Here is a 25,689-nt window from a genome sequence, read left to right on the forward strand (position 1 = left end):
ACGTCGTTCGAGTAATCGCCGGGGAGTGCTCCTGAATCCGCTCCTGCCGTTGTTTCCGGAAGAAATCGGGGTGCCCGCGCATTCTTGCTTCCGCGCGACCGGGGCGATTCGGACAACGTCGAGACAGCCGCGCACAAGTCATGTCCGAGCGGCGTGACAGCGGGACGCGAGCGGAACTCGACCAGTGCCCAGGCGCGGGTGTACCGGTGTGCGAGTGGTGGCCGGATGATCGCAGGGGAACGGCCCGCCCCGCCCGACCGTGCTCGGGCGGCACTGACGCACACCACCGGACAGAGGACATCCCACCCGTGCACGACTATCCCCACGCCGGCACCACCGACGGCGCCTTCGCCGAGGTCGACCGTGCCTTCCACCACAACTTCGCCACCGGCACCGAAGTAGGCGCCGCCGTCTGCGTCTACCACCGCGGCCGCCCCGTCGTGGACCTCTGGGCCGGCTGGGCCGACCCCGACCACCGCAACCCCTGGACCCCCGACACCCTCACCGTCCTCGCCTCACCCACCAAGGCCCTGGCCACCACCGCCCTCCTCCACCTCGCCGACCGCCACCCGCTCGACCTCGACACCCCCATCGCGGCCCACTGGCCGGAGTTCGCCCGCCACGGCAAAGACGGCATCACCCCCCGGATGGTCCTCAGCCACCGTTCAGGCGTCGTGACCCTCGACCACGCCCCCCTCACCCACGACGCCCTGCGCGCCCACACGCCCATCGCCCAGGCCCTCGCCGAAGCCCGCCCCGCCTGGACCCCGGACAGCGCCCACGGCTACCACGCCACCACCTACGGCCACCTCGTCAGCGAACTCATCCGCCGCGTCACGGGACAGACCGTCGGCCAGTACTTCCACCACCACATCGCCACTCCCCTCGAGCTCGACGCCCACATCGGTCTCAAAGACCCCCACGCCCCCCTCGCCACCATGCTCGAATCCAAAGCCGAAGCCCTCATGGCAGGCGCCGACCCGGGGCGGGAACTGGACATGCTGGTGGCGCTCGGTGATCCCGAATCACTGACGTACCGGGCCATGATCGGCAGCATGGACCTCACCGACGCGCTGGATCCGACGGTGGAGGACCCCTCCTACGGGGGGCTGGCCAGTGCCCGGGCGATGGCCCGCCTGTTCGCCTCCCTGGTCGGCACGGTCGACGGCATCCGGCTCATCAGCCCCGCACGCACCGCCGAGCTGACCCGCCCGTACTCCAAGGGCACCTGCCGGGTGGTACTGCTGCCGAGCACCTGGGGGCTGGGCTTCATGCTCCCCGACAGCCCCGTGTTCCCCGCATCGGCCGGATTGACCCCGCGTGCCTTCGGGTTCGACGGGGCCAACGGCACGTTCGTGTTCGCCGACCCCGGCCATGAGCTGGCCTTCGCCTACCTGCAGAACGCCGGCTCGCGGGTGATCGGCCGCATGAACGATCGTGCCCACCGCCTGGTCGAGGCCGTCTACCGCTCGGTCGGAGCCGCGCCGGGCCCTGCTTGAGAACTGGCTGCGGGCCCCCTCGCCTCCCGGTGGCACATGGCTCTAACCGCGCTTGAGAGCGCTTCTAGGCAGTTCTGTGACGTTGGCGCTTCCGAGACGCAATCTGCGGAGGAACAGTGGTCGACACCACCACACGTACAGCACTCGTGACGGGTGCCACCAGCGGCATTGGTTTGGAAATCGCCAGGCGACTGGGACAAGAGGGCCACCGGGTCTACCTCTGCGCCCGCAAGGGCGACGTTCTGTCCGAGACCCTGGCCGCCCTGCGCGCCGAGGGCCTGACGGTGGACGGGCAGACCTGTGACGTGACCTCGCGCGAGGACATCCGGTCGTTCGTCCGGGGCGCGGCCGAGCGCTTCGGCCCCGTGGGCATCCTTGTGAACAACGCAGGACGGTCGGGTGGCGGGGTCACCCGAGAGGTGCCGGACGAACTCTGGTTCGACGTCATCAACACCAATCTGAACAGTGTCTTCCTGATGACCAAGGACGTCCTCAACCACGGTGGAATGCTGGAGCAGGGGTGGGGCCGGATCGTCAACATCGCCTCCACGGGCGGCAAGCAGGGTGTGCTGCACGGCGCTCCCTACTCCGCGTCGAAGCACGGCGTCGTCGGGTTCACCAAGGCCCTCGGTCTGGAGCTGAGCAAGACGGGCGTCACGGTCAACGCCGTCTGCCCGGGCTTCGTGGAGACGCCGATGGCCGAGCGGGTGCGGGAGACCTACGCGGGGCTGTGGGGGGTCTCCACCGAGGAAGCACTGGCCCGGGTGAGCGCCCGGGTGCCCATCGGCCGCTACGTGACGCCCACCGAGGTCGCGGAGATGGTCGCCTATCTCGTCGGTCAGCACTCCGCCGCGGTCACGGCCCAGGCACTCAACGTCTGCGGTGGCCTCGGCAACTACTGACGGCCCGGGCCGCACGGAGACCGGACCATGCACTCCAACGGGAAGGACGCGTCCATGGACGACAACAACAGCGAACAGCTCTATCTCGATCTCCTGGAGAAGGTGGTCACCAATATCATTTACGGTGACGCCCCCTTGCCGAACGAATGGTTCCCCGAGCGGAGTTTTCTGCCGGAGCACCGAGAGACCGGAATGGACTGGCCCAGTGTCGCGCACACCATGGTCGGGCTGAAGCGCATTCGCAATGTCCGGAACCTGCTCGACCGAGTGGTCGCGGACGGTGTTCCCGGTGATTTCATCGAGACCGGTGTGTGGCGCGGCGGTGTGTGCATTTTCGCGCGCGGTTATTTCAAGGCGCACGGCATTACCGATCGGCGGGTCTGGTTGGCCGACTCCTTCCAGGGGATCCCGGACACCGGTGCGGACGGCCACCCGATGGACCGGGAGATGGCGCTGCACGATTCCAACCACGTCCTCGCCGTGTCCCAGGACGTGGTCCGAGCGAACTTCGAGCGGTACGGGTTGCTGGACGACCAGGTTCGGTTCCTGCCGGGCTGGTTCCGCGACACGCTGCCGTCCGCCCCCGTGGAGCGGCTGGCCGTGCTGCGGCTGGACGGCGACCTGCACGAATCGACGATGGACGCCCTGAACAACCTCTACCCCAAGTTGTCCCGTGGTGGCTTCGTCGTCATCGACGACTACTTCATCCCCGCCTGCCGCAAAGCCGTCGACGAGTTCCGTGACCGCCACGGCATCACGGACGCCGTCGAGCCCATCGACGACTACAGCGCCTATTGGCGCCGCACGGCCTGATCCGCGGCCGTCACGCCGACGGCGGCCCGCGACCCTCGAAAGGGCCGCGGGCCGCCGTCGTGTGCGGGCACTCAGACGATGCTGCCGATGTGTTCCAGTGTCGTGCGGCTGTTGCGGCTGAGGGCGTCCTGGACGAACCGGCGCGCCTCGGCCGGCGTGGTGCCCTCGCCCAGGACGTTCCGTACGCCTTCGGGATTCAGCACGACGGTGTGTGTGGAGGTCACTTCTGTGCCCTCGGCTGTTTCGCTGAGCTCCCACACGCCGCTGTGCCCCAGCAACAGTCGGGGCGGCACGAGTTGCTTGTAGGCGATGCGCTCGTCGGCCACGCACACACGGATCGACCGGGTGGTGTGCCCCGAGCCGTCGGCGGTCACGGTGTCCATCTCCATGTCCTGGACACCAGGGGCCGGTTCGCCGAGCACCACGCGTCGTACGTGCGGCAAGTGCTCGGGCCAGCGGTCCGACCGGTGCAGGAAGCCGTACGCCTCCTGCACCGGGCGGGCCACGGTGACGCGGTCGGTGAAGGAGAACACCGCGTCGTCCACGTCGAGTTGGGCCACCTGGGACAGAGCGTTCAGTTCACTCGGGCTGTTACGGTCCAGCGCGGTGTTGATCCACTCGAGTACGTCGGGGGAATCGTCCACGGCGGTGAAGTCGTGCAGCAGGGTGATCCGGGTGGCGCCGTCCGGCAGCGGCTCGAAGATCCACTCCCCGCCCATCGAAGCGATCGGCGGGGCGCTGCGCTCCTGGTCGAAGCGGATCCGCAGCCCCTCGGGGTCGAGCTTGCGCCGTGACACCCAGCTCTTCACCTCGCCGTTGACCATGGCCCACAAGTGAAACCGCTCCGTGTGCGGACCACGCTCCAGGTGGTGCACGTGGACGGTCGGCTTGAAGATGGCGGGCCAGCGGCGCACATCGGCCGCGAGTTCGTACAGCGCCCGTGCAGGAGCGGGCGACACCAGGGTGTGTCGGGTGTGCCGCCGCATGGCTAGTTTACCGCCGTGCGCGCGTCGTTGACGGCTTGCAGCAGCTCGCGCGGCGTCCTGGGAGTGCCCGCGACCTCAACGCCGTACTCGCGCTCGACGATCGTGGTGGTCTCCATCACCGCCAGCGAGTCGTATCCCAGTTCGTCAAAGGTGGAGTCCAGGATGTCCCCGTCCAGCGAAGTGCCCTCGTCCCCGGCGCATTCGGCGAGAATCCTGCGCACGTCGCCCACGGTCATGGTGGTGTTCATCGTCTTTCCTTCTCTCGGTGGTGGGCAGGCTTGGGTGGGTCAGCGGTCGCCCGCGCGCACCACGGCGGCCGCGTTGAAGCCCCACTTGCCCCGGGCCAGGACCAGGGCGGTGGACAGCCGCGCGTAACGGGGCGAGCCGAGCACCAAGTCGATGCCGTAGTCGTCGGGCACGTCGTGGGTGGCGGTCGGCGGAATCACCCCGTCGCGCAGGCAGAGCAACGCCGCGACCACGTCCAGCGGGCCGCCACCGGACATCAGCCGTCCGGTGAGTGCCTTGGGCACCGTGACAGGCACGGCGCGCTCGCCGAAGACGTCGCGCAGCGCCGCTGCCTCCTGCCGGTCCAGTTCCGCCACCCCCGCACCGTCCGCGAGGACCACGTCGACATCAGCGGACGCCACCCCGGCGTCGGTCAGGGCGAGTTCGATGGCGCGGCGCAGCGCGGGCGGGCGCGAGGAGCCGGGCGGCGGGTCGAAGGTGCTGGCGTGTCCGGCGATCTCCCCATACACCCTGGTCACGCCGCGCCGCCTCGCGGAGACGGCCTCTTCCAGCACCAGCAGGGCACCGCCCTCGCCGGGCACATGCCCGCTCGCGCTCCGGTCGAACGGGAGGTAGCCGTGCGGGCTCACCCGCCCGCCGGACAACTGGGCCGCCCAGCCCCAGGGGTCGAGCGCGGAGTCCACCCCGCCGGCGACGACCAGCCGGGCGCCGTCGCGGATCGCCCTGCGGGCGTGTCCCAGGGCATCGAGGCCGCCTGCCTGTTCGGCGACCAGCGCCTTGCTCGGTCCGCGCAGCTTGTGCTTGATCGAGATCTGGCCGGTGTTGACGGCGTAGAACCAGGCGAAGGATTCGTAGACACTGACGTGCTTGGGGCCCAGAGTCCAGAGCTTTGCGAACTCGCGGTGGGTGAACTCGAAGCCGCCGAAGGCGTTCGACGTGACCACACCCATGTCGTAGTCGGCCAGTTCGGCGAGGTCGGCGCCCGCGTCGGCCAGCGCCCAGTCCGCTGCGGCGAGCGCGAAGCGGGTGGACGGGTCGGTCTGCGGCAGGAGCCGGTTGGACAGGTGCTCTGCGGGGTCGAAGTCGGTCACTTCTCCGGCGAGGCGCGCGGCGGACCCGGTGGTGTCGAAGCGGCTGATTTCCGCGATGCCGCTGTGCCCCTTGAGCGTCGCAGTCCAGAAGTTCTCGGCGCCGAGTCCGTTGGGGGACACGACTCCCAGGCCGGTCACCACGGCGGTGGTCATGACGCTCCTTCCGGCTGCCGAAGCAGCATCGCGCTCTGGAAGCCGCCGAACCCGCTGCCGACGGTCAGCACGGTGTCCACCCGCTGTTCCCGGGCGGTCAGCGGGACGTAATCGAGATCGCACTCCGGGTCGGAGTGGTGCAGGTTGGCGGTCGGCGGAACGACGTTGTGCCGCATCGCGAGCAGGCAGGCCGCGATCTCTACCGAACCGATGGCACCCAGCGAGTGCCCGACCATGGATTTGATCGAGCTGACCGGGGCGCGGTAGGCGTGCTCGCCCAGAGCACGCTTGAACGCAGCGGTCTCGTGCCGGTCGTTCTGCACGGTGCCCGAGCCGTGGGCGTTGATGTAGTCCACCGAGGTGGCGTCGAGCCGGGACTGGTCCAGCGCGGCTCGGATGGCCTCGGCCATCTCCCGGCCATCGGCTTTCAGTCCGGTCATGTGGTAGGCGTTGCAGCGGCTGGCGTACCCACTGACCTCGGCGTAGATGTGGGCGCCGCGGGCGCGGGCGCTCTCGAGGGTCTCGAGCACGAACACGGCCGCACCCTCGGCCAGCACGAACCCGTTGCGGGTGGCGTCGAAGGGCCTGGACGCGCACGCGGGGTCGTCGTTGCGATCCGTGGTGGCCTTGATGGCGTCGAAGCTGGCCACGACGATGGGGGTGATGGGGGCGTCGGTGGCCCCGCTGATCACCACGTCGGCGCTGCCGTCGGCGATCAGTTGTACGGCGTTGCCCACGGCGTCCAGCCCGGAGGTGCAGCCGTTGGAGATCAGCGACACCGGTCCTTCGGCACCCACGGTCCAGGCGAGTTCAGCGGGCATCACGCCCGGGGTGAGGTAGTCGTACATGTGCGGGGACAGGTAGGCGTGGTCCACCTGCCACTGCCGGCCCGCGTCGGACAGCACCAGATATTCGTTCTCCAGACTGGTGGCGGACGCTACGGCACTGCCCAGGCTCACCCCGATCCTGGCCGGGTCCAGGGCGTTCACGTCGAGCCCGCTGTCGGCCACGGCGTCGCGGGCGCAGACCACGGCGAGCTGGGTGGCCCGGTCCATGCGCCGCACCTCACGCGGCGTCAGGCCCTCGGCGGTGGCGTCGAAGTCGCACTCCCCGGCGATCCGGGAGCGGAACGGAGATGCGTCGAAGAGGCTGATCCGGCGGGTGCCGGTGCGCCCGGAGGACAACAGAGACCAGAGCTCCTCCGCGCCGTTTCCGCCCGGCGCGCGTACCCCCATCCCGGTTATCACGACACGGCGGGACATGTACTCGGTCTCCTCCTTGCACGGTGCCAGCGCGCCGGGAACCCGGCGCCGCGTTCCTTTCCTAGGCCGCCGCAGTCAACCTCTGCTCGAGTACAGCTCAACCGGTGTGGTACTCGAGCGACCCTTGAGCGGGACCCGCGATCGTGACGCCATGAAGATCGTGTTTCTCACCGGCGGGAGCCCCGCTACCGTCTTCGCTCTGTCCCCCCTCGCCTCGGCTGCCCGGCTCGCAGGCCACGAGGTCCTCGTCGCGTCCCCCGCGGACATGACCCCGTACGTCCTGTCCACCGGACTGCCCGTAGCCGCCGTGGCCGATGGCACGATGCGCGACTTCATGTTCCGGGACCGGACGGGGCGCCCCTTGACGGTCCCGGCGGACCCGGACGAGCGCCTGCTGTTCAACGGGCATGGCTTCGGCCGGCTGGCACGCGCGTGTCTGCCCGGCCTGCGCGAGCTGGCCGCCGACTGGGAGCCGGACCTGGTCGTCGGCGGCTCGCTGTGCTATGCCGCTGCGATAGCGGCCCACGAGCTAGGATTGCCCTGGGTCCGGCACACCTGGGACCTGGGGGAGCCGCCGGCCATCGACGCTGGCGCGGCCCTCGAACTGGCTCCAGAGCTGGCCGGAGCGGGCCTGGACGGGCTGCCGGCAGCCGATCTGTGGGTGGACATCTGCCCGCCTGGCCTGCGGCTGCCGGGGCCGGGGCCGCGGCAGGGCATGCGGTTCGTGCCCTACAACCAGCGCCGTCCCCTGGAATCCTGGATGCGGCGGCGCGGCGAACGCTCCCGGATCTGTGTGACGGCGGGCAGCCGGGTGTCGGAGGAGGAAGAGGTCGCCTGGCTGGTCGACCTCGTCCGGGCACTGAGGTCGCTCGACGCGGAGTGCGTGATAGCCGCCCCCGAGGCGGTGGCGGGCGCCCTGAGCGAGGCGGTGCCGGACGCGCGCGTCGGCTGGTTCTCTCTGGACACGCTGCTGACCACGTGTGACCTGATCGTCCATCACGGGGGCGGGCAGACCACCCTGACGGCGCTGCACGCGGGCGTCCCTCAGCTGCTGCTGCCCACCATCCCCAAGATGGTGGAGCCCTGTCGCCGGGTGGAAGGGCGCGGCGCCGCCGTGACACTGCCGCAGGAACGGCAGACCGTGGCCGAGGTGGCGCGGGCCGCCGCACGGCTGCTGGCTGCCCAGGAGCCCCGGGCAGCGGCGCAGGAGCTGCGCACGGAGATCGCGCGACAGCCGTCGCCCGCCCGGGTGGTGGACGTCCTGGAGGACCTGATATGGGAGGCGGACCGGCGGTGACCCCGCGCGGGCACGCCCCGCCCGGTCACGCCCCGCGCGGGCACGCCCCGCGTCAGCGCCGTGCGGCCAGGGCCGCGACCGTACGGTCGAGCGCGGTGTCCAGCGGGGTGACGGCGCGCCAGCCGGTGGCGGCTACGAAAGCCGACGGATCGACGCACAGGCTGCGTACGTCGGTCCCCTCCGACTCCGCGGGCGCAGGCACCGTGGCCACCGGCACCGGGGGGATGCCCTGGTGCCGGGCGACGGCGTCGGCGACGGTCCGGAACACGTCGCCAAGGGACCGGGGTTGTCCCGTGCCGACGAGGTAGTGACGTCCGGCGAGCGCGTCGACGTGGCCGAGGGCCGTTACGAAGGCGCGCGCGGCGTCCTCCACGTAGAGGAAGTCCCGGCGCACCGTGCCGTCGTTCCACAGGGTGAGCGGTTCCCCGGCGAGCGCGCGCCGGGCCATGGTGGAGACCACGCCCCGGTCCTCGGCGGTCGACCCGGACGGGCCGAACACCGGGGGCAGCCGCAGGCTCACCGCCCGGACGGCACCGGCCGTGGTGGCCTCCTTCAGCAGCAGCTCCGCGGTGTGCTTCTGCCGGTCGTACTCGCCTTGGGGCCGGTCCGTCTCGGTGCCGTCGATCCAGTCACTGTCGACCGGCCCGACTTGGGTGTTGCTGCCGGGGAACAGCACGGCGGGCGGGGCCGCCCCGGGACGGCGGGCGACGGCGAGTACCTCGACCAGGTCGCGTACGACACCGACGTTCACCCTTTCCGCGGCCGAGTCCCCCTCCGCGAGTCGCCAGCCCGACGCGCCGCGGATGCGTGCGGTGAAGGGCAGCACGGCGTCGGCGCCGTGCACCGCGCCGGCGAGGGCCGCCCGGTCGGTCAGGTCGGCGGCGCGGCACTCCGTGCGGGCGCGGGCTCCGCCGGGCGGCCGAACCGGCCGCCGGGAGACTGCCCGCAGCCGGACGGGCAGCTCCGACAGCGCGACAAGGACGGCGGAGCCGAGGAAGCCCGAGGCGCCCAGCACCACGACGAGCGGCCGGTCGTCCAGCGGGGCGCTCATCAGGCACCGCCCTGGAGCGCGGCGTAGTCGGGCAGCAGCCCGGCGCCACGGGCGGCGGCCAGCGTGGGGGCGTCCTGGTCCCGGTCGGAGAGCACCGGTTCGAGGCCCGTCGGCAGGTCCAGGCCCAGCGCGGGGTCCAGCGGGTGCACGGCACGCTCCTTGTCCGCGCGGTAGGTGGCCGAGAGCAGGTAGACCATGGTGGTGTCGTCCTCCAGGGCGACGAACAAGTGGCCTACCCCGGGCGGCAGGTACAGCGCGGTGCCGGTGTCCGGGGACAGTTCCACGCGGTCGTGGCGGCCGAACGTCGGGGAGCCCAGCCGCAGGTCGACGACGACGTCCCATGCCCGGCCGCCGGTGCACAGCACGTACTTGGCCATGGAGCCGGGTGTCGCGGTGAAGTGAATCCCGCGCACCACACCGCGCCGGGAGCGGCTGGTGCTGACCTGGGCCACCGGGAACAGCGGGCGGCCCAGGGCGCCGGTGTACGCGGGGTTCTGGTGGGGCGAGCAGAAGCTGCCGCGCCGGTCGTGGAAGATCTCCGGCTCGAAGACGTGGGCGCCGGACACGGCCAGTTCCCGGGTCCTCACGGGCGGGCTCCCCGGTGCGTGGCGACGAAGAGTCCGGGCCCGAACAGCTCGTCCCGAACGTATTCCAACTCCAGTCCCGCGCGTTGGAAGGCGACTTTGTAGTCGGAGCGCGCGAACAGGCTCATCACGTGGGTGTCGGTGAAGTGCTCCACACCGGTGGCGGGGGCAGCGACGGTGTAGTGCACGTCCATGCGGCTGCTCGCCCCCTCGCGTACGGTGTGCGAGACACGGGCGATGGTCCGGCCGCCGACGGTGACCACGTCGGCGCCGACATAGCCGGGCAGGAAGCTCTCGGGGCACCACCAGGGTTCGACCACGAGTACGCCGCCGGGCTCGAGGTGGTCAGCGAGGTTCTGCACGGCTTGGTCGAGGTCGTCGGTGGTCGCCAGGTAGCCGATCGAGCTGAACATGCAGGTGACGGCCGAGTAGGTGCGGCCGAGCCGGAAGGTGCGCATGTCCCCTTGGTGGCAGGGGACGCCGGGGTTGGTGCGGGCCGCGACGGCGAGCATCTGCTCGGAGAGGTCGACTCCGGCGGCCTCCTCGAACGTCTTCGCCAGTTCGCGCAGGTGTGAGCCGGTGCCGCAGGCGACATCCAGCAGCGAGCGGGCGCCCGGTGCTCGCTGCGCGATCAGTTCGCGCACCAGGGCTGCCTCGGCTCGGTAGTCCTTTCCGCGGCCGAGGTAGAAGTCGTGGTAGACGTCGGCCCGTTGGTAGATGGTGTCCGAGGTGGGGTGCATGGTGGGTTGTTCGCCCTTCCTGGTCTAGTCGAGGGTCCGCAGGACGTCGCGCAGGGCGTCGATGACCTTGTCCTGCCGGGCTTGTGTGAGCGAGGGGTACATCGGGAGGGAGAAGATGCTCCGGGCGAGTTCCTCGGTGACCGGCAGGGAGCCCTGCTCGACGCCGAGGTGGGCGAAGCCCCGCATGGTGTGCACCGGCCACGGATAGCTGATGTTCAGCGCGATGTCGTAGCGCTCCCGGAGCCGCCGGATCACCTCGTCGCGACGCGGGTGGCGGACGACGTACACGTAGTAGACGTGTTCGTTGCCCTCGGTGATCTCGGGCAGCTCGAGGCCGCCGGGCCCGCACAGGTCGCCCAGCCCCTGGGCGTAGCGCTCGGCGATGGCTCGGCGGTCGGCGATGTAGGTGTTCAGCCGGGTGAGTTTGCGGCGCAGGATCTCGGCCTGCACCTCGTCGAGCCTGCTGTTGTGCCCGGGGGTGCGCTCGACGTAGTAGACGTCCTCCATGCCGTAGTAGCGCAGTCGGCGCATGGCCCGGTCGACGTCCTCGTCGGCGGTGAGCACCGCCCCGCCGTCCCCGTAGGCCCCGAGCACCTTGGTGGGGTAGAACGAGAAGGCCGAGGCGTCGCCCGCGGTGCCGGCGAGGCGGCCGTCGCGGCGGGCGCCGTGAGCCTGGGCGCAGTCCTCCACGATGCGCAGACCGTGGGTGCGGGCGATGCGGAGCAGCGGCTCCATGTCAACGCACTGGCCGTAGAGATGGACCGGCACGATGGCCTTGGTGCGCGCGGTCACGGCGGCCTCGACGAGGTCGGTGTCCATCAGGTGGTCCTCTGCCCGCACGTCGACGAAGACAGGGGTGGCGCCGGTCCCGTCGATGGCGACCACGGTGGGCGCCGCGGTGTTGGACACCGTGATCACCTCGTCGCCGGGGCCGACCCCGCACGCCTCCAGGGCGAGTTTGACGGCATTGGTGCCGTTGTCGACGCCGGTGCAGTGAGGCAGACCGTGGTAGGCGGCGAACTCCGCCTCAAAGCCCCGGACGCTCTCGCCCAGGACGAGCCTGCCGCTGGCGAAGACCTGTTGCACGGCGTCGAGGATGTCGTCCCGTTCAGCCTCGTACTCCGCGAGGTAGTCCCAGACGTGGGTGGTCACTCGTTGTCCTCCTTGTAGAAGCCGAGGAACGTCAGGAGGCTGCGCGCTTCGACGTTCAGATGGTTGCCGTACCGGACGAATTCGGTGAGCTGGCGCGGGGTGACCCACGCGTAGTCGGGCGGTACGTCCAGGGGGAAGTCGTCCTCGACCTCCACCAGCAGATAGCGGTTCTGCGCGTGGTAGAAGCGGCCGCCCTCCTCGGACTGGACGCTGTCGTGCCGGATGCGGTCCGGAGCGGCGGCCAGTACGTGGTGCAGGAAGGTGGGCGCGTGATCCGGGTGCAGCAGGCTGTAGTTGTCGGGCTGACACTGGACGGTGGGGGCCATCTCGACGCCGTCGAGTGCCCCGGTCTCGGTGCGGGCGTGCAGCAGCAGGTGAGGGACGCCTCGTAGGCGCCGGACGAGAAAGGCGATGACCCCCTGGCTGCGTGGTTCGAACATCGGCTGATGCCAGTGGGTGACCTCTCGGTCGGGTGCTTCGACCGCCACGCCGACCACTGCGAAGTGCTGGTCGCGGTCGTGGACGACCGAACCTCTGCGGTGGCTCCAGCCGTGTATCCCGGTGAGTGGGACGAGCCGGCGGGTCAGCACGCAGCGGTTCTTGGCCTCGGTGAACCAGCTGAGCAGTTCCACAGTGGTATGCAGGGCGTACCCGGCGGTCCACGAACGCGCCAGTGCGGCACCGAACGAGTCTCCGGCCGGCGGCTGCCGCGGGGTCCGCAGGGCGGCAGCGCCCGCGAGCACGGTGCGGGTGTCCATGTTGACCAGGTTCGGTTCGCGCAGCAGCGCGGCGATCTGCTCGAAGCTCAGCCAGCAGAAGTTGGGCAGCAGCGGGACGTCCTGGTCGACCTGGACAATCATGTTGCGGTTGCGTTTGGCCAGAAACCAGGATGCCTGTTCGGACTGGAGGACGTCGGACAGGATGCGGCCGGCGCGCGGGGTGGTGAAGTGGTCGAGGTACGGGACCGCCCTGCCGCCGTGCACCCCGGTGAAGTTGCTCCGGGTGGCCTGCACGGTCGGCGACAGTTGCAGGCCATTGACGTTGCCGGGTTCCATCTTCAGCTGCAGCAGGCAGTGCGGGACCCCGTCGAACTCCTTCACCAGGATGCCCAGGATGCCTTGTTCGGGCTGCACGATGATGGGCTGTTGCCAGGCGTCGATCGCGCGCCCGGAGCGGACCACGTCGAGCCCCTGAATGCTGAAGAACCGTCCGGTGCGGTGGACGAGGTTGCCGGTGCTCGGCTCGGTCGTCCAGCCGTCCAGTGCTTCGAGGGCGATTCTCTCTGTGCGAGATTTCTGGCTACGGCGCTGCTCGGTGTACCAGGCGTGGAATGAGGCTATGTCCGCGAACACGACTGCACCCCCTGCACCGGAATTGCTCGGCCACTGGCGGATAAGCGCGGATACTCCAGCGATGCTTTCCTTCTGCGAAATCGCATGGTGGCGATCCTGCCAGATCCGCCGTTTCCCGGGAGAGGCTGCTTTATCGCGTTACGAGTGAGGAGTGACCGAGATTCGAGTGGTGTGCGAGTGGTGGCCGGATGATCGCAGGGGAACGGCCCGCCCCGCCCGACCGTGCTCGGGCGGCACTGACGCACACCACCGGACAGAGGACATCCCACCCGTGCACGACTATCCCCACGCCGGCACCACCGACGGCGCCTTCGCCGAGGTCGACCGTGCCTTCCACCACAACTTCGCCACCGGCACCGAAGTAGGCGCCGCCGTCTGCGTCTACCACCGCGGCCGCCCCGTCGTGGACCTCTGGGCCGGCTGGGCCGACCCCGACCACCGCAACCCCTGGACCCCCGACACCCTCACCGTCCTCGCCTCACCCACCAAGGCCCTGGCCACCACCGCCCTCCTCCACCTCGCCGACCGCCACCCGCTCGACCTCGACACCCCCATCGCGGCCCACTGGCCGGAGTTCGCCCGCCACGGCAAAGACGGCATCACCCCCCGGATGGTCCTCAGCCACCGTTCAGGCGTCGTGACCCTCGACCACGCCCCCCTCACCCACGACGCCCTGCGCGCCCACACGCCCATCGCCCAGGCCCTCGCCGAAGCCCGCCCCGCCTGGACCCCGGACAGCGCCCACGGCTACCACGCCACCACCTACGGCCACCTCGTCAGCGAACTCATCCGCCGCGTCACGGGACAGACCGTCGGCCAGTACTTCCACCACCACATCGCCACTCCCCTCGAGCTCGACGCCCACATCGGTCTCAAAGACCCCCACGCCCCCCTCGCCACCATGCTCGAATCCAAAGCCGAAGCCCTCATGGCAGGCGCCGACCCGGGCGAGGTGGAGGAGTTGCGCGACCCCACATCGCTCACCTATCGGGCGACGATCGGCAGCATGTCGCAGGACCCGGCGGATCCGGCGGTGGAGGACCCCTCCTACGGAGGGCTGGCCAGTGCCCGGGCGATGGCCCGCCTGTTCGCCGCCCTCGTCGGCACGGTCGACGGCATCCGGCTCATCAGCCCCGCACGCACCGCCGAGCTGACCCGACCGCACTCCACGGGTCCCTGCCAGGTGATGTACCTCCCGCTGACCTGGGGCCTGGGCATGCAGTTGGCGGACAGTCCGGTCTTCCCCGCGGAATCCGGACTGAAGAATTCCTTCGGCCTCAGCGGGGCGAACGGCGTTTTCGTCTTCGCGGATCCGGAGGCCGAACTCGCCTTCGCCTACACCCCCAATGCGGGTTCCGCACAGATGGGCGGAATGGACGAGCGGGTGCGTGGACTTGTCGAGGCCGTATTCCATTCGGTCGGGCACACCGGGTGACGGCCGGCTGGGTTTCTCTTTCAGAAAGGAACTGAAAATGCGGATCCTGTTCCCGGCCGCACCGGGATACGGTCTGATGCTGCCGATGGTGCCGCTGGTGTGGGCGGCCCGGGCGGCGGGGCACGAGGTGCTGGTCGCCACCACGGCGCACATGGTGAAGATCGCGGCCGCTTCGGGGCTGCCGGTCGTCGATGTCTTTCCGCAGCGGGACATCGGTGAGGACCTGGTGGCCGAGGACTCCGGCGACCGGTCGGGGGAGGTACCCGACGGCTACTGGGAACTCGCCCGCTCCATGCGCCCGTTCGACCTGTTCACCCTGGCCATGACGGAGGGCACCGTCACCGCCGGCAGGGACTTCCGGGCAGACCTGGTGGTGTACTGCTCCGACCACCAGGCCGGCAAGCTCGCGGCCGTGGCGCTCGGCATCCCGGCGCTGGAGGTCGGCAACCGGGTCTCCTGGTCGCTGCGGGACCCGGAGGTACGCGATGCCGCGGGACTCAACGCCCGCATGGGTGTGCAGCCGGACGACGCCCCCGTCGTACGGAAGCTGCGCGACCGGCTCGGGCTCGGCGACAAGGGCCCGGACCTGCTCGGCCGGGTCGACCCCCGTGCCCCCAGCCTCGGCGGACTGACCGGGGAGGAACCCGACGAGCGGGACGGCGTGCCGTGGCTGCCGATGCGCTACGTGCCCTACAACGGGGGCGCCGCACTGCCGGACTGGGCGCTGCGCCGCCCCGCGCGGCCCCGGATCTGCCTGACCTTGGGGACAGTCGCACCGCTGCTGCCCGGAGGCAGCGGCATGCTCAAGCAACTCGTGGACTCACTCGCCGGGATGGACGCCGAGGTGGTGCTGGCCGACGACGAGACGGACCTGAGCCTGCTGGAGCCTCTGCCCGCGAACCTGATCCCGGCCGGTTTCGTGCCCCTCACCGCCTTCTTGGCAGACTGTTCCCTGGTGGCGCACCACGGCGGCTCGGGCACCACGGCGGCTGCGCTCCACTACGGTGTCCCGCAACTGGTGGTGCCCAGCGGCGCGGACAACGACCTGTGCGCGCGCCGTGTGGTGGACCGAGGGGTCGGCCTGTCCATCGCCCCCGCCGAACTGCACGCCGACGCCGTGCGTGCGGCTGCCGAGCGGCTGCTCTCCGAGGAGAGCTTCCGGCGCGCGGCCGCCGAAGTGCGCGCCGAGATGTCGCGCCAGCCCTCTCCCGCTGCGCTGCTCGACTCCGTTGTCGGCCGGCTGGGCCGCTGACCCGGGCGACGGGCGGGGTGGGCACCGCGTCGGTGGCCACCCCGCGTTGTCAGTCGCGCACGCCGGACCGCTCGAGCGCTTCCATGGCCTGTTCCAGGACCGTGATCCTTTCGTCGAGCCCGGTCTGCAAGGCCGAGATCATGATGCTCAGGGTGGTCACGCCCGCGTCGGCGTACGCGCGCATCCGCTCCGCGATCCGTTCGACCGGCCCGACCAGCGACGTCTCGTCGATGAACGCGGCGGGTACCGCCTGCGCGGCTCCTGCCCGGTCCCCGATCGCCATCAGCCGGCTCACCTCGGCGGCGCCCTCACCGTGGCCCATCCGGGTGGCGAGCTTGCAGTAGAAGTTGCGCTCCCGGGCGCCGATGCCCATGAGGTAGGCGTAGTGACCGCGCAACCGTTCGACGCAAGAGGCCACGTCCTCGCCCACGGAGGTGGCCAGGCAAGGCATCACGTCGAAGCCGGTCAGCGGCCGGTCCACGCGCTCGCGGCCGGCTGTGATTCGGGCAACCGACTCGGCCACCTGGCCAGGAGTGGCGAAGACACCGATCCACCCGTCGGCGATCTCACCCGCGAGTTCCAGGTTCCGCGCGCCGACGGCCCCCAAATAGACCGGGACCGAGCCTTCCCACTCGGTGATCACGTGCAGCGGGGCGGCGCCGGAGCCGGAGGAGGGCAGCCGGTGGTGCCGTCCCTCGTAGCGCACCGGCTTACCGTCCAGAGCCAGCCGCACCACCTCGACGTACTCGCGGGTTCTGGCCAGCGGCTCCGCGAAGGGAACGCCGTACCAGCCCTCCGATACGTCCGGGTTGGAGACGCCGAGTCCCAGCCGGAACCTGCCGTTGGACAGGGCCTGGAGCGTCGCAGCGGTCAGGGCGGTCAGTGCGGGGGTGCGCGCGGGGATCTGCATCACGCCGGAGCACAGGCCGATGCGCTCCGTACGGCCCGCCACCAGACCGAGGACGCTGGCCGCGTCCGAGCGGTACCCCTCGGGCGCGAGTGCCACGTCGTAGCCGAACTGTTCGGCCGCGACCGCGAGTTCGCCCGCGCCTTGATACGTGAGGTTCACGCCTAGCTTCATGAATTCCTCTCCTGTGCGTCGGCGGCGGAGGTGTGGCGCGATGTCATATCAGCAGGTGAGCGCCGCCGTCGGCGAGCACCACTTCACCGGTCGTGTAGGCCGCCCGGTGAAGTCCGAGGACGAGTTCGGCGACGTCGTCGGGGGTTCCGGTGCGGCGCAGCGGGGTGACGGCCCGCACCCGCTCCCGCACCTCGGTGAACGTCTCCGTCCAGGGCGTGTCGATCAGGCCCGGCGCCACCGCGTTGACCCGCACGTCGGGTCCGACGGCAGCGGCCAGGAGCCGGGTCATGTGATTGATGGCGGACTTGCTCACGGCGTACGGGATCGAGCTCCCGGCAGGACGAACCCCGGCGACGGATGAGATGTTGACGACGTGACCGGCCCCGGAGCGGCGCAGCAGCGGCATCGCGGCGACGGTCGTTTGCCAGGTGCCGATGACGTTGACATCGAGGATGGCCCGCCACACATCGTCCGTCACCGCCTCCAGGTCGCCGTGCGGGATGGCACGGGTGACGCCCGCGCAGTTCACGAGCAGGTCGAGGGCGCCGTGTTCGTCCTCCACGTACTGCAACAGCGTGCGGACCTGTGCTGGATCCGCTATGTCCGCTCGGACATAGTGGGCGTCTGGCATCTCGGCGGCCAGCGCCCGCCCGGCCTCGGTGTTCATGGAGCCGTTGACGACCACGGCCATTCCCTCGGCGGACAGCCGACGGGCGATGGCGGCGCCGATCCCGGACGACGATCCGGTGACCACCGCGACGGGTTTGTGTGCCATCGGGGGCAGTGTCCTTTCACTAGCGTGGGTGCGCGCTCGGGGCGCCCGGTGGAGCGGTGGTGCGGTGGCCCGGGTCAGCGGAGCTGATCGTGCTCGACGCGTCGGGAGCGGTTGCGGACCGTGCCGCCCTCGATCTCCAGTACGTCGTGGACCAGGCAACTCGGCCCGACCAGGGGCTCCTTGACGTCTGGCCGGACGGTGAGCACCAGGGCGTAGAACGTGGCGTCGTAGGCCCCGTCCACGCGTCGCTCCAGGCGGATCATGTTGAACCAGTGGCGACGCTGCACCGGGTCGTCGCGGAACCGCTCATGGAAGGCGCGCAGTTCGCGGACGATCCCGGCGTGAGTGCGGGCCGGCTCGACGCCGGGCGTGTGCTGGAACTCCCCGTCGGGGGTGAAGGTGGCGGCGTACTCTTCGAACCGGCCGTCGTCGAGACACTGGACCTGGTGGGCATAGTGCTGGTCGACGTGGGCGCGGAGTTCGGCGAGGGAGAGAGAGTCGGTCATCGGGGCTCCGGTGCTCGGTTTCATGCGGCGCCGGGGTGCGCTCACGCACCCCGGCGCCGATGTTGAAACGTCGGCCTAGAGCCCGGGTCGAAATACCCTTGAGTCCGCGTCGGGCGTCGGTGGCCGTCGCCCCTCCCAGCCGCGGTCGCCGCTGTCAGGCAGTGCACCGCAACGGGGCGCCTCGGTAGCTGACCATCTCCTCGAAGACATGGGCCATCTCCTCGATAACGGCCGTCATGTCCAGCGAGGAGTCGTGCCCGAGTGCGCGCTCCTCGGCGTACGCTCGGTGCAGATTAGGGATGATCCGCTCCGGTTCGAGCAGCTCGGCGAAGGGGCCCAGGTCGGCTTCGCGTGCCACCTCACTGGGTGTCCGTCCCGCGGCCATCCCGTCCTGGGCGAGCCGCTGGATCCACAGCAGGTACGCCTCGGTGGTGTCGAGGAGTTCCAAGCCACCGACCGGTCCGTGACCGGGCACCACCACTTCGGGGTTCAGTTCGCGCATCGCGCGGATGGCCCGCAGGGAACCGGCTACCGATCCCATGGGGCAGAACGGGGTGACGCCGGACATGACGACGTCACCGGTGAACAGCACCCTGCGCTCCGGAACCCACACCAGCGTGTCGTTGGTGCTGTGGGCCACACCCGGATGGTGGAGGCAGACGGTCAGTTCGCCCACATGGAGCGTCAACTCAGCCCCGTAGGTGACCGTGGGTGGCACCAGTTCGATGCGTCCCCATGCCACGTCCGGCCACAGCCCGGTCAGGTGCAGTCCCGCCGCCATCATCTCGCGCCGGGTTTCGTGGTGTCCGTACACAGTCGCCTCCGGGAACAACCAGTTACCGAAGGTGTGGTCCCCGTGGGAGTGCGTGGTGACCAGCGCGGTCGGCACCGGTCTTCCGTCGTCCAGGACCCGTTCGCGGAGCAGCCGGGCGCGCGCCTCGGTGGCCACGGTGTCGACGAGCGCGGCGCTGTCGCCGGAGACAAGGAGTCCGGCGTTGTTCACGCACCAGCCTCCGTCGGGCTGGACGTAGGCGAAGACGCCCCCTGCCACCTCGTGCAGGACCGCGTCGGCCGGGGCCGGGGTTCGGGACATGGGCGGACCGTCTCCTTCGTGGGACGCTCGCGGGTTTCGTGACGCGGTCACGTGAGGACGAACTCACGCAGCGACAGTTCGCTGGTGTTGGAGAGTAACTCTCGGTACAGGTTCTGAAGCCGCGCGGACGGCTCGACCCCCAATTCCTCCGAGAGTGACTTGCGAAGAGCGCGGAAGACCTCCAGCGCCCGCCAGGAAGCCCCCGACCGCTGGTAGGCGATCATCAAACACGCGGCGATGTTCTCGTGCAGGGGATGCTGGGCGAAAAGCTTACTCATCCGGGGGATGAGCATGGTGTGTTTGCCGAGCCAGAGGTCGGCCAGGATGTGCTGCTCCTGCGCCCGTATGCGTGCCTCGTTCATGCCGACGATCTCGGCACCGAGAACTTGGCCCATCGGCACGTCCATCAATGCCGGGCCGCGCCAGAGTTCCAGCGCCGGCCCCAGAATCCTGGAGGCAGCGGCGGCGTCCCCGCGGCCGAGCGCGCTGGCCCCGGAGCTCGCGAGCCGCTCGAATTCCACGAGGTCGAACGTGCCGTCGGCCTCAACGGAGAGCTGATAGCCGTTGTAGCGGGTGGCCAGCAGGCCCTTGGGTGACTTCTCGGCGTCGTCCGGCAGTGCGTCCGCTATCAGGCGACGCAGGTGGAGCACGTACGTCTGGAGGGTGGTCAGCCCGCTTTTCGGAACGTTGCCGCCCCAGATCTCCTTCATGAAGGTCGGCACCTGCACGACCCGCCCGCTGCGCAGCGCCAGCAGGGCGAGCAGTTGCCGCGGCTTCCCCGCCGTCGGCACGATCGACCGCCCGCCAAGAGTCACCGTCATCGGTCCGAGCACGCCGATGCTTATGGAGAGAGCAGGACCCCCTGCACACGTCGATTTCGTCACGTCAAAGTCCCCCGACTAATAGAGAAAAAAACCATGTCCGACACACCCGCAAGGAACGTCACAATATGGACAGTCGACGACTTCAAGCCAGCGGCCGCACTGGTCAATACGGCCACAAATACGCCAGTCGTCTCGCTCCCCGGGCTACCCCGTCGGCAACATCGATCGAGCGTACGGCCGACCGCCCTAAAGATCAAGTAAAACCCTAGTCTGGGACGAGGTGAATCCTAGTCCTGGCTATTCTCAGGAAGTCGCGCCGAGATAGAGGTGAACTGCCTTCTCCGGCATAGCGGAATGGGCGGCGCCCGCCGATCCAAGAAAAGATGCAGAACCTCCCTGCATAGTTCCGTGATATCCCCCACACCTGCGGAGCGAGCCGCTCCAGCGTGGCTCTAGCGGGATTTGAGCGAGTTCCGAAGCGGCTGTCCCATGCTCGGCGAGCACCGATGTGGAAGGAGAACGTCCCGATGCCCCGACAGAACCCGCCACAGCCGCGCCTGGCACAGGCGGCGCACGGGGCCGCTCGTGTCGCATCCGCCCACGCCGAGCAAGCTGAGATCCACCGGTCGCTGGCGCCCGAGGTGATGGCGGCTCTGGTCGGCGCGGGCTTCGCCCGGCACTTCGTACCGGCCGCGCACGGCGGCCGGGCCGGTCAGCAGACCCCCGGTACGGATGGTGGTTCCTTTACCGCGCTCCTCCCCGCGGTCGGAGCGCTGGGCGCCGTCTGCCCCTCCGCCGCGTGGTGCGCCTCCATCATGGCGGGGCTCGCGCGCATGGCCGCCTTTCTGCCTGAGGAGGGACGCAAACAGCTCTGGCAGGACGGCCCGGACGCTGTGATCGTGGGGTCGGTCTCACCCAAGGGACGTGCCCGCCGCACGGAGGGCGGCTGGCTGCTGTCCGGGGAGTGGCCGTACGTCAGCGCCGTGTCGCACTCCGACTGGGCGCTGGTGCTGGGACTGGTCGAGCAGCCGGACGGCGGCACCGAACGCCGGATGTTCGCGCTGCGCCGCGCCGTTTACCGCATAGAGCGGACCTGGTCCGACATCGGCATGCGGGGCACCGGCAGCGACACGCTGGTCGCCGAGGACGTTTTCGTCCCCACTTCGCTCACCTTCCGGGCCGAGGACCTGATGGCCGGGCGTGCGCCCGGGCCGGCGGCTCGGTGTCACACCGTGCCCCTGCCCGTGGTCAACGGACTCTTCTTCACCCTGCCGATGCTGGGTGCCGCCCGTGGGGCGCTGGCGCAGTGGCTGGCCCTCGCGGAGAAACGCCTGCATGCGCTGGGTCCCGGTGTACCGGGCCCCGGCCGCTCCCTCTACGAAGAGACCTTGGCTCGCAGCTCCGGTGAGATCGATGCGGCAGAACTGCTGCTGGGCCGTGTAACCGCTCTCGCCGACTCCGGTACGGACGTCACAGCCAAGGACGCGGCGCGCTGCCAGCGCGACTGCGCCCTTGCGGCAGATCTGCTGGTCGGCGCCGTGGAGCGGCTGTTCCGCTCCGCCGGAACAGCGGGGCACAGCGAGCACTCCCCGCTGCAACGCCTGTGGCGCGACGTCCATTCAGCGGCCGGGCACGTAGTGCTCCAGTTCGGTCCCGCCGCGACGGCCTACGCACAGCAGGTGTTGTCGCCTCCCGCACCCTGAACACGGGACGAGCCCCCGGCCAGGCAGGCTGGGGGCTCGCGCGCGGACGTGGCCGGGCTGTCAGGCGGGCGGCCCGGGCGGGAAGGGGATCTCCGCGAGCACCGGGATCAGCTGTTCCTCCTCGTAGTCGAGGTGCGCCGTCAGCTCGTTGGTCATCCGCTCCAACTCGACCCGGAACTGCTCGGGATCAGCCTGCGCGATGTCGGTGAGCAGGGTGGCGAGCTCCTGCTGGAGCCGCGCGACGGTGCTGTGCTCGGAGCGCAGCCTCTCGAAGGCGTCCTTCAGATGAGGGTGCGCAGCCTCCATTGCGGGGAACAGGTGCGCGTCCTCGCTCATGTGGTGGAACTCCAGCGTCTGGCAGAAGGCCAGGCAGTGCTGCCGGATCTGGAGTCCGAGCCCCGGCACTGGCTGCTCGTCCCCGTCCGGCCGGGAGGCCCGCGCCGTGAAGTAGGCGTCCACCTCGGCACTCACGTGCCGTAGCTGCCCGCGAAGCCAGACATGGACCTCGACCAGCTTGTCGGCGAGGTTCTTGACCGTGCCGGGCCCCTCGCCGGGCGCCGGGTCGCTGCGCTCCAGCACCACGACGGGCAAGATCCGGTCAGTGTTCTCCTGGTACTCGCCGTAGCCGGGCTCGGCCTGTACGACGTGCGAGAACAGGCGGTCGCGGTCCTTCCCCTCGGCAGGCACCGCAACGGCCTCGTACTCCTCCGTCCCGGTCTCCACCCGCACCAGCGGGGTGGCCAGGAGGTTGTGGTACCAGGCGGGGTGGACGGGCCCACCGAGGTTGGAGCCGACGACGAGCAGCCCACGCTCGTGACGGACGTAGCCCAGCGGGGTGGTGCGCTCCTCGCCTGACTTGGCGCCGGTTGTGGTGAGAAGCAGCAGATCGCTGCCCTCGAACGGGCCGCCGACCTTTCCTCCGTTGGCTCGGAACTCCTCGATGACCCATTGGTTGAAGGGCGTGGACATACGAAGTGGGATCTCCCTGGATGGTGGGACGCACAAGGCGCGGTACTGGTTACGGCGGGACGGTGCCCCGCAGAGGCCGGCTGTGTTGGCCTGCTTGGCGGATGCGCACGGTCTCCAGTCCGGGCAGCCAGGTCACGGCGTTGCGCCTCGGTGCGGCAGGAGAGGCTGGTCTACCAGGCACAACGAGGGCTTCGGGCACCCGACAGCGGGAAAGCGGCGCAAACGCGCCGGATCAGGCTTCGCCTGTGATGGATGAACGCATGGGGGTCATTCCCTGGTGACAGGTGGTCGCCCGATCGTCGGCCGGCCCAAGTCTCTTTGGCCGACGCCACGCGCCACGCCTCCATTGGAACGATCAACGTTGGGCGCTGTCAAGGCGACGGGGTCGGCAGTGAGCGGGATTTGAGCCATCCTCAGGCGGAACGGACCAGCATGCCGCTGGTGATCACCAAGACCAGACGAACGCAGCCGTCGGCCGGCATCCCGCTGATCCCCCGGGGCGGCACGAGCCTGTCCCGGAGGCGACTCCTAGGCCTGGGAGCGGCACTGGGTACGGTCGCGCTGGGCCCCGCTCCTTCGGCCGCGGCCCGCCCAGCAGACACGCCCTGGCCCACGCTGCTTCACCTGCCCGATGGCTTCCACCCGGCCGGCATCGGCATCGGCCCGGCGCCGTACGCGTACTTCGGCTCCCTGCTGGGCGGCGCCATCCAGCGTGTCCGCCTGTCCACAGGCGAGGGCACGCTGATCCACCCGGGCTCCGGCGAGGGCCACTACGCCGTCGGCATCGGGGTTGACGCCCGTCAGCGTCTGTTCATCGCAGGCGGCTGGGGTCGGACCATCACCGTGATGGACGGCACGGCCGGCCGCATCCTGCGGACGTACGAGGTGGGCACCGCCGACACCTTCGTCGACCATGTCGTGCTGACGCCTCGCATGGCCTGGGCCACCGACTCCTTCACCGGGCAGCTCTACGGCCTGCCACTCGGTTCACGCGGCGAACTTCCCACCGCCGACGCGGTGGTGACGCTCCGGCTCTCAGGGGAATGGGTCCAGGGGCCCCTGGACGGCCTCACCGCCACGGGTATCGCGGCGACCCCGGACGGACGGGCACTGCTCGTGGTCAACATTCTTCCCAACGGCGGCGGACTGTTCCGCGTGGACCCGTGCACGGGCCGGGCACGCCGTGTCGACCTGGGCGATACCGGACTTCCCACGACCAACGGCATTCTCGTGCACGGCCGCACCCTCTACGCGCCCAGGACCTCCGACGTCGCTGTCTTCCGTCTCGACCCCACGGGCCATCACGGCCGCCTGGTCGGGACGATCACCGACCCCCGTTTCGACACGCCGTGCGCAGCGGCGGTGTACCGCGACCGCATATACCTCCCCAACGCCCGCTTCCCGTTGCCGCCCACCCCCGAGACCCCCTACACCGCGGTGGCGGTGCCGCTCCGGCGGTGAAGGCAGGGAGACGGGAGGGACGCCCTGCGGCATTCAGGACGAACGGATTGTGAGGGCAGGCCGCCAGGCGGCGCGCCCGACTGCGGCTTGGAGACCTCGATGCGTGTGGGAAGGGGTCCGCGCTGACGTAGGTCACGTACTGCTTGACCGTCCGGACGGCGGCGACGAGCAGGGCTTCGATTGTTGGCCGGGACGAGCCGGCCCTCGATGGCGATGGAGAGGGAGCATGACCAGCGCACAGAAGGAAGCACCGGAGTCTCCGGATTCCTTGGCGGATTTACCTGTACAGCTGAATTCGCTGACCGGGCTTCGTTGGGTCGCAGCGTGCATGGTGTTCGTATCGCACGTGGCGTATGTCGCTCTGCCGACGGGTGAGGTGGGCCAACGGATCGGCACCTTCGCCTTCATGATGGGGTACCTCGGGGTCACCACCTTCTTCGTGCTGAGCGGATTCGTACTGACCTGGTCCGCGCGCACAGAGGACACTGCGCCGAAATTCTGGCGGCGCCGTTTTTTCAAGATTTACCCGAACCACCTCATAGGCTTTCTGGCCGGAGTCGCTTTCATGACCTGGTGGGGTCAGGGGATATTTCTGTCGGTGGGTGACCAACTGCCCGCGCTGATCCCACAGTTGCTGCTCGTCCACAGCTGGATCCCCGATCTCGACCTGGCCTTCTCCTTCAACCTCGTCAGCTGGACGCTGTCCGTCGAGGCCCTCTTCTACTTTTGCTTTCCGCTCCTGCTCAAGGCGGTGCGGAGGATCCGTCCGGAGCGGTTGTGGTATTGGATCGGCGGCGTGGTTCTGCTGATCTTCGCAATTCCCCAGGCGGCGAAGCTGCTCCCGGCCGGAGAGGTGAGTTTCGAGGGACTGACCACCTGGGAGTACTGGTTCATCTACGTCCTGCCTCTGGCTCGCATGGGGGAGTTCCTCCTCGGCGTCCTGCTGGCACGGATCGTGCTGGAGAAGCGTTGGATCAAAGTTCCCCTGTGGCTGGCCTGGCTCGTCCTCGCAGGTGGTTACGCGGTGGTGTTGAAGGCCCCGAAGGACTACGCGATCGTCGCGGTCGGCGTCCTGCCGGTCGCGGTACTGATAGCAGCGGCGGCCATGTCGGACGTCCAGAAGCGCCGTTCCCTGCTGTCCGGGCCGGTCATGGTCTGGCTGGGAAGCATCTCCTACGCGTTCTACCTCCTGCACTTCTTCGCGATCCAGGTCGTCCTCCACGTCATCGGGCTCGACTTCCGGCCGACCAACCTGAGTTCCGTCGCGTTCGTTCTGGGCTCCCTGGCAGTCGCGGTCGTCGCCGCGTGGGCGCTGTACGAACTGGTGGAGAAGCCGATGATGCGGAGGTTCGCCACGAAGCGCCGCGGCGAGGGCCGGCCGTCCGCCGTCGTACGTTCCTGAGACGCCGCGGAGGTTCGCCGCCGCGCATGGAAAAGGGGAGCGGGCCCGCACATCACAACT

General features: G+C 69.7%; 24 protein-coding genes. 9 read left to right on the top strand and 15 right to left on the bottom strand.

The features are described from left to right. Positions 1-308: 308 nt before the first annotated feature. The 3 genes from ACZ6TU_RS06605 to ACZ6TU_RS06615 all read left to right on the top strand — a co-directional run bounded on the left by ACZ6TU_RS06605 (position 309) and on the right by ACZ6TU_RS06615 (position 3,214). Positions 309-1,499: a serine hydrolase domain-containing protein gene (locus ACZ6TU_RS06605; protein ID WP_469547118.1), complete on the top strand. Its 1,191-nt coding sequence runs from the start codon at positions 309-311 to the stop codon at positions 1,497-1,499. Positions 1,500-1,615: 116 nt separating this feature from the next. After that, the gene (locus tag ACZ6TU_RS06610) at positions 1,616-2,401 is read left to right on the top strand and encodes an SDR family NAD(P)-dependent oxidoreductase (RefSeq protein WP_467674528.1); all 786 of its coding nucleotides are present in this window, start codon (positions 1,616-1,618) and stop codon (positions 2,399-2,401) included. Between the two features lie 54 nt (positions 2,402-2,455). After that, positions 2,456-3,214 carry a TylF/MycF family methyltransferase gene (locus ACZ6TU_RS06615; RefSeq protein WP_469547120.1) on the top strand — a complete coding sequence of 253 codons (759 nt, stop codon included), beginning with the start codon at positions 2,456-2,458 and terminating at the stop codon, positions 3,212-3,214. Between the two features lie 71 nt (positions 3,215-3,285). On the opposite strand, the gene ACZ6TU_RS06620 is transcribed toward ACZ6TU_RS06615, so the two are convergent. From ACZ6TU_RS06620 to ACZ6TU_RS06635, 4 genes are read right to left on the bottom strand one after another with little or no spacing between them, the layout of a single operon-like run. Then, positions 3,286-4,200 (bottom strand): aromatase/cyclase, encoded by a 915-nt coding sequence (locus tag ACZ6TU_RS06620; protein ID WP_467674526.1) that lies wholly within the window; start codon positions 4,198-4,200, stop codon positions 3,286-3,288. A gap of 2 nt (positions 4,201-4,202) precedes the next feature. Further along, on the bottom strand, positions 4,203-4,448 hold the full coding sequence (locus tag ACZ6TU_RS06625) for an acyl carrier protein (protein WP_467674524.1): 246 nt from the start codon (positions 4,446-4,448) through the stop codon (positions 4,203-4,205). 39 nt (positions 4,449-4,487) lie between these two features. Beyond that, positions 4,488-5,690, bottom strand: coding sequence for a ketosynthase chain-length factor (locus ACZ6TU_RS06630; RefSeq protein ID WP_469547123.1), 1,203 nt, complete (start codon positions 5,688-5,690; stop codon positions 4,488-4,490). Then, positions 5,687-6,952: a beta-ketoacyl-[acyl-carrier-protein] synthase family protein gene (locus ACZ6TU_RS06635; protein ID WP_467674520.1), complete on the bottom strand. Its 1,266-nt coding sequence runs from the start codon at positions 6,950-6,952 to the stop codon at positions 5,687-5,689. Before ACZ6TU_RS06635 ends, ACZ6TU_RS06630 begins: the two co-directional genes overlap by 4 nt. A gap of 151 nt (positions 6,953-7,103) precedes the next feature. Here ACZ6TU_RS06635 and ACZ6TU_RS06640 point away from each other — a divergent pair, with 151 nt between their 5' ends. After that, on the top strand, positions 7,104-8,249 hold the full coding sequence (locus ACZ6TU_RS06640; protein ID WP_469547125.1) for a glycosyltransferase: 1,146 nt from the start codon (positions 7,104-7,106) through the stop codon (positions 8,247-8,249). A gap of 52 nt (positions 8,250-8,301) precedes the next feature. Here ACZ6TU_RS06640 and ACZ6TU_RS06645 read toward each other — a convergent pair whose 3' ends face one another. From ACZ6TU_RS06645 to ACZ6TU_RS06665, 5 genes are read right to left on the bottom strand one after another with little or no spacing between them, the layout of a single operon-like run. Beyond that, positions 8,302-9,300 (bottom strand): NAD-dependent epimerase/dehydratase family protein, encoded by a 999-nt coding sequence (locus ACZ6TU_RS06645; protein ID WP_469547126.1) that lies wholly within the window; start codon positions 9,298-9,300, stop codon positions 8,302-8,304. Beyond that, entirely contained in the window at positions 9,300-9,887 is a 588-nt protein-coding gene (locus ACZ6TU_RS06650; protein ID WP_467674514.1) for a dTDP-4-dehydrorhamnose 3,5-epimerase family protein, read from the bottom strand. Before ACZ6TU_RS06650 ends, ACZ6TU_RS06645 begins: the two co-directional genes overlap by 1 nt. Continuing rightward, positions 9,884-10,624: a class I SAM-dependent DNA methyltransferase gene (locus tag ACZ6TU_RS06655; protein ID WP_467674512.1), complete on the bottom strand. Its 741-nt coding sequence runs from the start codon at positions 10,622-10,624 to the stop codon at positions 9,884-9,886. Before ACZ6TU_RS06655 ends, ACZ6TU_RS06650 begins: the two co-directional genes overlap by 4 nt. 24 nt (positions 10,625-10,648) lie before the next feature. Further along, positions 10,649-11,776 (bottom strand): DegT/DnrJ/EryC1/StrS family aminotransferase, encoded by a 1,128-nt coding sequence (locus ACZ6TU_RS06660; RefSeq protein WP_469547127.1) that lies wholly within the window; start codon positions 11,774-11,776, stop codon positions 10,649-10,651. Then, positions 11,773-13,128: an NDP-hexose 2,3-dehydratase family protein gene (locus tag ACZ6TU_RS06665; RefSeq protein ID WP_467674509.1), complete on the bottom strand. Its 1,356-nt coding sequence runs from the start codon at positions 13,126-13,128 to the stop codon at positions 11,773-11,775. The genes ACZ6TU_RS06660 and ACZ6TU_RS06665 overlap by 4 nt, the downstream gene beginning before the upstream one ends. A gap of 271 nt (positions 13,129-13,399) precedes the next feature. Between ACZ6TU_RS06665 and ACZ6TU_RS06670 the strand changes: the two genes are divergently transcribed. Together ACZ6TU_RS06670 and ACZ6TU_RS06675 are read left to right on the top strand one after the other, a co-directional pair. Then, a complete protein-coding gene (locus tag ACZ6TU_RS06670) occupies positions 13,400-14,563 on the top strand; it encodes a serine hydrolase domain-containing protein (protein ID WP_467674507.1) in 1,164 nt (387 codons plus the stop codon). 37 nt (positions 14,564-14,600) lie between these two features. Beyond that, the gene (locus tag ACZ6TU_RS06675; RefSeq protein ID WP_467674505.1) at positions 14,601-15,815 is read left to right on the top strand and encodes a nucleotide disphospho-sugar-binding domain-containing protein; all 1,215 of its coding nucleotides are present in this window, start codon (positions 14,601-14,603) and stop codon (positions 15,813-15,815) included. A 49-nt stretch (positions 15,816-15,864) separates the two neighbouring features. On the opposite strand, the gene ACZ6TU_RS06680 is transcribed toward ACZ6TU_RS06675, so the two are convergent. From ACZ6TU_RS06680 to ACZ6TU_RS06700, 5 genes are all read right to left on the bottom strand, one after another. Next, entirely contained in the window at positions 15,865-16,896 is a 1,032-nt protein-coding gene (locus tag ACZ6TU_RS06680) for an LLM class flavin-dependent oxidoreductase (protein WP_469547130.1), read from the bottom strand. Positions 16,897-16,939: 43 nt separating this feature from the next. After that, positions 16,940-17,671 carry an SDR family NAD(P)-dependent oxidoreductase gene (locus ACZ6TU_RS06685; RefSeq protein WP_469547132.1) on the bottom strand — a complete coding sequence of 244 codons (732 nt, stop codon included), beginning with the start codon at positions 17,669-17,671 and terminating at the stop codon, positions 16,940-16,942. Between the two features lie 74 nt (positions 17,672-17,745). Next, entirely contained in the window at positions 17,746-18,177 is a 432-nt protein-coding gene (locus ACZ6TU_RS06690) for a nuclear transport factor 2 family protein (protein WP_467674499.1), read from the bottom strand. Positions 18,178-18,331: 154 nt separating this feature from the next. Further along, positions 18,332-19,270 carry an MBL fold metallo-hydrolase gene (locus tag ACZ6TU_RS06695; RefSeq protein ID WP_467674498.1) on the bottom strand — a complete coding sequence of 313 codons (939 nt, stop codon included), beginning with the start codon at positions 19,268-19,270 and terminating at the stop codon, positions 18,332-18,334. Positions 19,271-19,317: 47 nt separating this feature from the next. Beyond that, complete coding sequence (locus ACZ6TU_RS06700) at positions 19,318-20,103, bottom strand: AfsR/SARP family transcriptional regulator (RefSeq protein WP_467674496.1); 786 nt, start codon at positions 20,101-20,103, stop codon at positions 19,318-19,320. Between the two features lie 518 nt (positions 20,104-20,621). Between ACZ6TU_RS06700 and ACZ6TU_RS06705 the strand changes: the two genes are divergently transcribed. Then, positions 20,622-21,797 (top strand): acyl-CoA dehydrogenase family protein, encoded by a 1,176-nt coding sequence (locus tag ACZ6TU_RS06705; protein WP_467674494.1) that lies wholly within the window; start codon positions 20,622-20,624, stop codon positions 21,795-21,797. A gap of 60 nt (positions 21,798-21,857) precedes the next feature. On the opposite strand, the gene ACZ6TU_RS06710 is transcribed toward ACZ6TU_RS06705, so the two are convergent. After that, complete coding sequence (locus ACZ6TU_RS06710; RefSeq protein ID WP_467674491.1) at positions 21,858-22,766, bottom strand: nitroreductase/quinone reductase family protein; 909 nt, start codon at positions 22,764-22,766, stop codon at positions 21,858-21,860. A gap of 441 nt (positions 22,767-23,207) precedes the next feature. Between ACZ6TU_RS06710 and ACZ6TU_RS06715 the strand changes: the two genes are divergently transcribed. Together ACZ6TU_RS06715 and ACZ6TU_RS06720 are read left to right on the top strand one after the other, a co-directional pair. Beyond that, positions 23,208-24,227 (top strand): NHL repeat-containing protein, encoded by a 1,020-nt coding sequence (locus ACZ6TU_RS06715; protein ID WP_469547136.1) that lies wholly within the window; start codon positions 23,208-23,210, stop codon positions 24,225-24,227. Positions 24,228-24,453: 226 nt separating this feature from the next. Beyond that, positions 24,454-25,629 (top strand): acyltransferase family protein, encoded by a 1,176-nt coding sequence (locus ACZ6TU_RS06720; protein ID WP_469547138.1) that lies wholly within the window; start codon positions 24,454-24,456, stop codon positions 25,627-25,629. Positions 25,630-25,689: the final 60 nt, after the last annotated feature.

The sequence above is a fragment of the Streptomyces sp. NPDC052064 genome (assembly GCF_055585925.1).